Here is a 6,062-nt window from a genome sequence, read left to right as displayed (position 1 = left end):
CTCGATCCTAAACTCGATCGCTTTTAAAACAGGAGGTGGAGTGATGGAAAATATTGTTAGCAAACTAGTATTTTCCTCTTGAAGTAGCATTAATTTTACTTTTACTGATAATTTTCGGTAACACGATCTATATTCCTCTTTATAAGTTCAAGTTTTCAATTGCTATAGTAGCTAACTTTACTAATTTATTAGTAAAAAAATTTTGATGTTAATTGCAGTTAAACACTTTTGTTAGCAAAGCTATTTGCATTTTGACTTATGTCCTACGGACACGCGATGCTAATGACTTTTTACTTTTGACTTTATTTAACCGGGAGAGTCTATAGAAAATGCCTGTTGATAAAAACAAAAAACAAATGAAACCGCCGAAAATGCGCCAGTTTGGCGGTAGTTTTTTGATTCTTTTGACCATCTTATTACTACTGAACTTCATTGTTCCCAGTGTCTTCGCTCAAAGAATTCCCCAAACTCCCTACAGTGACTTTATATCTCAAGTACAAGAGGGGAAAGTTGCTAAAGCAGTTGTCGGAAACGAAAGAATCGAATATTCTCTCAAGTCAGACATTCCCGAAAGTGACGGAACCCAACAAGTATTCGTAACTACTCCCGTTGCAATAGATTTAGACTTACCCAAAATTCTCCGGGAAGGTAACGTTGAGTTTGCTGCACCACCACCAAGTCAAAATGCTTGGATTGGTACTTTATTGAGTTGGGTTGTTCCACCATTAATTTTCTTCGGAATTTGGGCATTTTTGTTCAATCGTCAAGGTGGTGGTCCTGCTGCATTAACTGTTGGAAAAAGTAAAGCCCGAATTTATTCCGAAGGTAGTACTGGTGTTAAATTTCCTGATGTAGCTGGAGTTGATGAAGCAAAAGCCGAACTGGAAGAAATTGTTGATTTTCTCAAAAATGCTGAGAAATATACTCGTTTAGGAGCAAAAATTCCCAAAGGTGTTTTATTGGTTGGACCTCCGGGAACTGGTAAGACACTTTTAGCAAAAGCGATCGCGGGTGAAGCTGCTGTTCCTTTCTTCAGTATTTCTGGTTCTGAGTTTATTGAACTCTTTGTAGGTGTAGGTGCTGCAAGAGTACGTGACCTGTTCGAACAAGCCAAACAGCAATCTCCCTGTATCGTTTTTATTGATGAATTGGACGCTCTTGGTAAATCTCGTGGTGGTCCCGGAGGTTTTGCTGGTGGTAATGATGAACGGGAGCAAACCTTAAACCAGTTATTGACAGAAATGGATGGTTTCGATGCGAATACCGGTGTAATTATCATCGCTGCAACCAACCGTCCGGAAGTATTGGATCAAGCATTACGTCGTCCTGGTCGTTTTGACCGCCAAATAGTTGTAGATCGTCCTGATAAATCTGGTCGTGAAGCAATTTTGAAAGTTCATGCTCGGGAAGTAAAACTTGCTGATGATGTGGATTTGGCTACCGTTGCTGTGCGTACCCCTGGTTTTGCAGGTGCAGACTTAGCTAACTTAGTCAATGAAGCCGCATTACTTGCAGCACGTCAAAATCGAGATGCTGTAATCACAGCAGATTTCAATGAAGCGATCGAACGGGTTGTAGCTGGTTTAGAAAAGCGATCGCGAGTACTCAATGAAACCGAGAAGAAGACAGTAGCTTATCACGAAGTCGGTCATGCTATTATCGGTGCTTTAATGCCCGGTGCGGGAAGAGTTGAGAAAATATCTGTGGTTCCCCGTGGTGTTGGTGCATTGGGTTATACAATTCAAATGCCGGAAGAAGATCGTTTCTTGATGTTGGAAGATGAAATTCGCGGTCGGATTGCAACATTATTAGGTGGACGTTCGGCTGAAGAAATTATATTTGGTAAAGTTTCTACCGGTGCTTCTGACGATATCCAAAAAGTAACTGAATTAGCAGAACGTTACGTTACTCTTTATGGGATGAGTAAAGACCTCGGTCCTGTAGCTTTTGAAAAACTTCAACAGCAATTTATTGAAGGTTATGGTAATCCCCGACGTTCCATTAGCCCCAAAGTTGCAGAAGAAATCGATCGCGAGGTGAAGCAAATAGTAGATAATGCTCATCACATTGCTTTGAGTATTTTGCAAACTAACCACGACTTATTAGAAGAAACCGCGCAAGAATTACTCGAAAAAGAAATCCTTGAAGGTTCTTATCTGCGGGAAAAACTCGATCGCGCTCAATCACCAAATGAATTAGAAGAGTGGTTAGCGAGCGGTCATTTATCTGATGATATTTCTCGACTACCAGGTGTTTTAGTTTAAATCTCGCTGTAATCAAATCTATCGCTCTTCCATCACTCTGGTGAAGTAAAAATCTCAGACAATTTCTTAACCTTAAACAGAGACTGGGTTTGGAGTTTTATTTTCTAATACTATGAGTAAAATAATCATTTTTGGCTAAAAGTATTATGTAGCAAGGATTTGATTTTTTACTCTGGTGAGAGTGATGGAAGAGCGATAAATACTTTAAATATTGTCAAAATTCGAGGTAATAAACATTCTTTTAAAAAATGTGCATCACGAAAATTTAAATACATCCTTCATTGTTAAACTAAAAACTCAATAGCGATTTTTAGACTTGAGGAAACATACTATGGAAAACTGATTCACCAAGAAAATCATTCTCAAAACTCAACTATTGGGCACATACGCCAAATTAGGTGCCTGATGTAACACCTTCAGGAGCTAAAGTTACAATTTCGATAAATGTTGCAATCTCAAAATTTATAATCTATTCTTCACTAATTACCGTCAGACGTCTTTCTAAGACGACATTACATATAAAGCCGTTTTCAAATGCCAATATTGAGGAGACAACTAGATCCGGTTGTTCTCTTGCCATGATGTACACCACACCGAACACTATTGGGGAGGAAATTAGAGATCTCCAAAGATTTACATCATTTACAGATCCTACTATTTCCTCCATTCTTACTTTTGTATTTGGTGGATATTTAGCAAGAAAACGATATATGTGTCCGATGAAAACTCCTATCAGTAGAACAAAGGCCAACCAAATAGTTAGTCCTAAGCGTATATTTTGTCGTATATCTTCACCTTCAAAATTCAATCCTTGAAACTCTCGAATAGATCCAATAAAGACAAAAATGCCAATCAATAAAATCGTCAAGGCGACAAGTCCAACGTTTTTCATCTCATTCCCTTATTTAACTAAAACTTTATCTCTTAGATTTTCGTAGTAACCTGTTGAGTCTATAATTAATCCTCTTTCAATCCCCATTATTGCCATGTTTAAAATCCTCAGGAAAAGCGGAAGATGTGTAGTTGAGGTCTTACTAAGAATAATATTTCCCTTTTCATCTATTTCTGCTCCAAAAAACTGTGGATTAGCTGCAAGCTGATTTAAACCCATCCACAAAAAATGACCTAATTGCCAATTACCTAATGCCTCTACAGCAAATTCATCAGCTTGTTTTTCTCTTGCATCATAATTACCAATTGCTCTGGTATTCTTATATCTCCATCCCTTACCATCAAAGTTGAAATATTTTCCTTGATGTCTATGTGCAATATGACCAATCTCATGTCCAACAATCCATATGATAAGATTTTCTACATAAGACACAACTAATTGATTGGCTATCTTATTAAATTCTTCCTCAGATATATCCGATTTATCAATTATCTTATTAAATTCTTCCTCAGATATATTCGATTTATCGATTATCTTATTAAATTTCTCCTTAGATATATCTGGCTGCCGAAACTTACTTATATTTAGCAAATTTTCTTTTATAAAATTTGTATCGCAAATGATGACATTTTTATAACCTGTATATGTGCAATTTCCTTTGTAGTATTTAAAGATGTTCAACGGATCTTCTGAGACAAAATATAGGTTAATATGTTCATCCTGAATTTTATTATTAATGCTTAAACCTTTGATAGAGTGTCCATATTTTTTATTCATGAGTTCCATACAGTTTAAATAATAAGTATCCATAAATTCACTCATTCCAAAGTTAGGATGAAAATTAAAAAATAAATTTTTCTCTATGTATTTTTTTATGGAATTTTCTAGTTTTCTACTTGTCATATCATAATGCTCGCCTTCTAAATAGGGTGAAATTAGTAAAATAATTAGTATAGTTACAAATACAAATGAAGCAATTTTTTTCTGGTTAAGCATCTTATATCCTCATTTCACTGTTGTCATTGGTAACAAGTTAGGTTTACATCGCAGTTTATAAGGGAATTTTAGGAGAACTTGAAATAAAAACTCAGGGGGTCGCACAATGATAAAGAAAGTGAAACAAAGTGCCAAGGAATTTGAAAGTCTTGCTTGCGATGACTGCCTTTTAGCACTTGATGAACTGATATTGTATAAAACTTAACACAGTTTCTATAACCACTTATGTCTGAACTTTTTTATGAAGTTGAAGCTGTATTTAAATAATTTAATACATAGTTAGGGAGTTAATTAAGGTAAAGTTCTTACTCCAAAATTGACATGGAACTTAGACGTAAAACATGGAGACGCACCTTGGGTTATATTTTATACTCTATGGTGTTATTGGAGTAAACTCTCAATTTTTTCAAACTCAAATGAGCCAATACTTGTATATTTTAAATTATACTAATTACAAGTGAGCGTAACTTAAATTACATTTAATCTTTTGTTGTAAATTTCAGTAGGCTGTAAGAATTTAAAGTTCGTAAATAGCAGTTCTTTATCACTTGCTTGCTGGAGTGGTTATACTATAGTCTTGAACGGTGTTGTTTATTCCAGGTCGCACTCTCCCCCAATCTCCAAACAAGTGGAAAGAAAGATAATTTAAAAAGGTATTTAGGAGGGTTACTCAAACAATAAAATAGATATGACTTTGTGGTCACGCAATACCTACTGTATGCTATGCTATCAGCTAGCTGACAACCATGTTTACGTGCTTCATACTTTAATATGGCTAATGCTGAGCAATCGCTAACAGTAATCATTCGTACCTCACTAGGTTGGGAACCCCTATAATTACTTTTCTAACAGTAATAAATTACTTACTAAATCTCCCCGATTGACAACATAAACACCACTGACCACATTGCAAGGAATATCTATATCGCCTCTGGTAAAACAAAGTATCGGAGTCACCCACCGGACGCGTTTCAAGTTTCTCACCTCTTTTGCTTGACCTTTAACCTTACTAATTAGATCCCCTTCCTGAAAATCATAAGTATTTCTACCGTAACGTTTTCTTAGACGTCCACCCTCGTACACCTTAGTTCCATTATGGGATTTAACATCGATTACGTACCAATTATCTTTGGGAGAATGTAAAACAACATCTGCATCGCCACATTTTCTAATCGGTAAGTTATATTCTATTGCCCATCCCTTGTATTTTAAAATATCTAATAACTCAGCTACTTCTGCCTCTGCTCTTGCACCACGCTGAGCATCGCTAGCTCGTTTCATCAAGTAACGCCCATTTCGGTATAGATAATAGGAAGCTATCAAACCTCCAAATGCGAGTAAAATTCCTAACAAAGAAATCCTAAATATACTTATTAATAAGATTGTCCCAATTAGAACAGCCACGGAATAAACGTAATGGGAAATAGCAGACCGATGTCTTGTCTGACACAATTTGAGTACGTACTCCCCTAATCCTCTTTTTGTCTGTGACAATTTTTTTGGTAGATGGTGTAAACTGACATACTTGAAGCTTACATCTTTTATGAGAACAAAAATCAAGTAATCTAGTACACAATTAGGAATTAGTGATCGCTCGTGTAAACCAAAATTAACGATCATGTGTTTTGAGAATTTTGCGTTCGTTCATTTACGAAATTCTAGTAAAATGGAATTTATACAGATAAATATTTATAAACATCCTCTATATGAAAATAGTACTTCTCAAATTTTAGGGTTTTTTGTAGAAAATAATGTTTTATGATCAATACCTTTGCCAAAATAGGAGCCTAGAAAAATTGTAGCAAAAATGGCAAAAATACCCATATATGAGTGTTGCGCTTATAAGATAGTCCAAGTTCTTAGAACCTTTATGCTGTAAGCAACACGTTAAAAATAGCTTTGCGTAAAAC

The 6,062-nt window shown here is 35.7% G+C and carries 4 protein-coding genes; 1 reads left to right on the top strand and 3 read right to left on the bottom strand.

Annotated features, from left to right (window positions below; genetic code table 11):
- Positions 1 to 329 precede the first annotated feature (329 nt).
- Positions 330 to 2,264: an ATP-dependent zinc metalloprotease FtsH gene (gene ftsH / locus QNJ50_RS28275; protein ID WP_300642478.1), complete on the top strand. Its 1,935-nt coding sequence runs from the start codon at positions 330 to 332 to the stop codon at positions 2,262 to 2,264.
- Positions 2,265 to 2,733: 469 nt separating this feature from the next.
- Here the strand turns inward: ftsH and QNJ50_RS28270 are convergent, their stop codons facing one another.
- The 3 genes from QNJ50_RS28270 to QNJ50_RS28260 all read right to left on the bottom strand — a co-directional run bounded on the left by QNJ50_RS28270 (position 2,734) and on the right by QNJ50_RS28260 (position 5,433).
- Positions 2,734 to 3,156 (bottom strand): hypothetical protein, encoded by a 423-nt coding sequence (locus QNJ50_RS28270; protein ID WP_300642475.1) that lies wholly within the window; start codon positions 3,154 to 3,156, stop codon positions 2,734 to 2,736.
- Between the two features lie 9 nt (positions 3,157 to 3,165).
- Complete coding sequence (locus tag QNJ50_RS28265; protein ID WP_300642472.1) at positions 3,166 to 4,152, bottom strand: hypothetical protein; 987 nt, start codon at positions 4,150 to 4,152, stop codon at positions 3,166 to 3,168.
- 837 nt (positions 4,153 to 4,989) lie between these two features.
- On the bottom strand, positions 4,990 to 5,433 hold the full coding sequence (locus QNJ50_RS28260; RefSeq protein WP_300642469.1) for a nuclease-related domain-containing protein: 444 nt from the start codon (positions 5,431 to 5,433) through the stop codon (positions 4,990 to 4,992).
- Between the last annotated feature and the right edge of the window lie 629 nt (positions 5,434 to 6,062).

This window comes from Mastigocoleus sp. MO_188.B34 (genome assembly GCF_030065675.1).
Lineage (GTDB): Bacteria > Cyanobacteriota > Cyanobacteriia > Cyanobacteriales > Nostocaceae > Mastigocoleus.
Note: the sequence above shows the minus strand (reverse complement) of the source record. Positions and strands in the feature narration are given on the sequence as shown.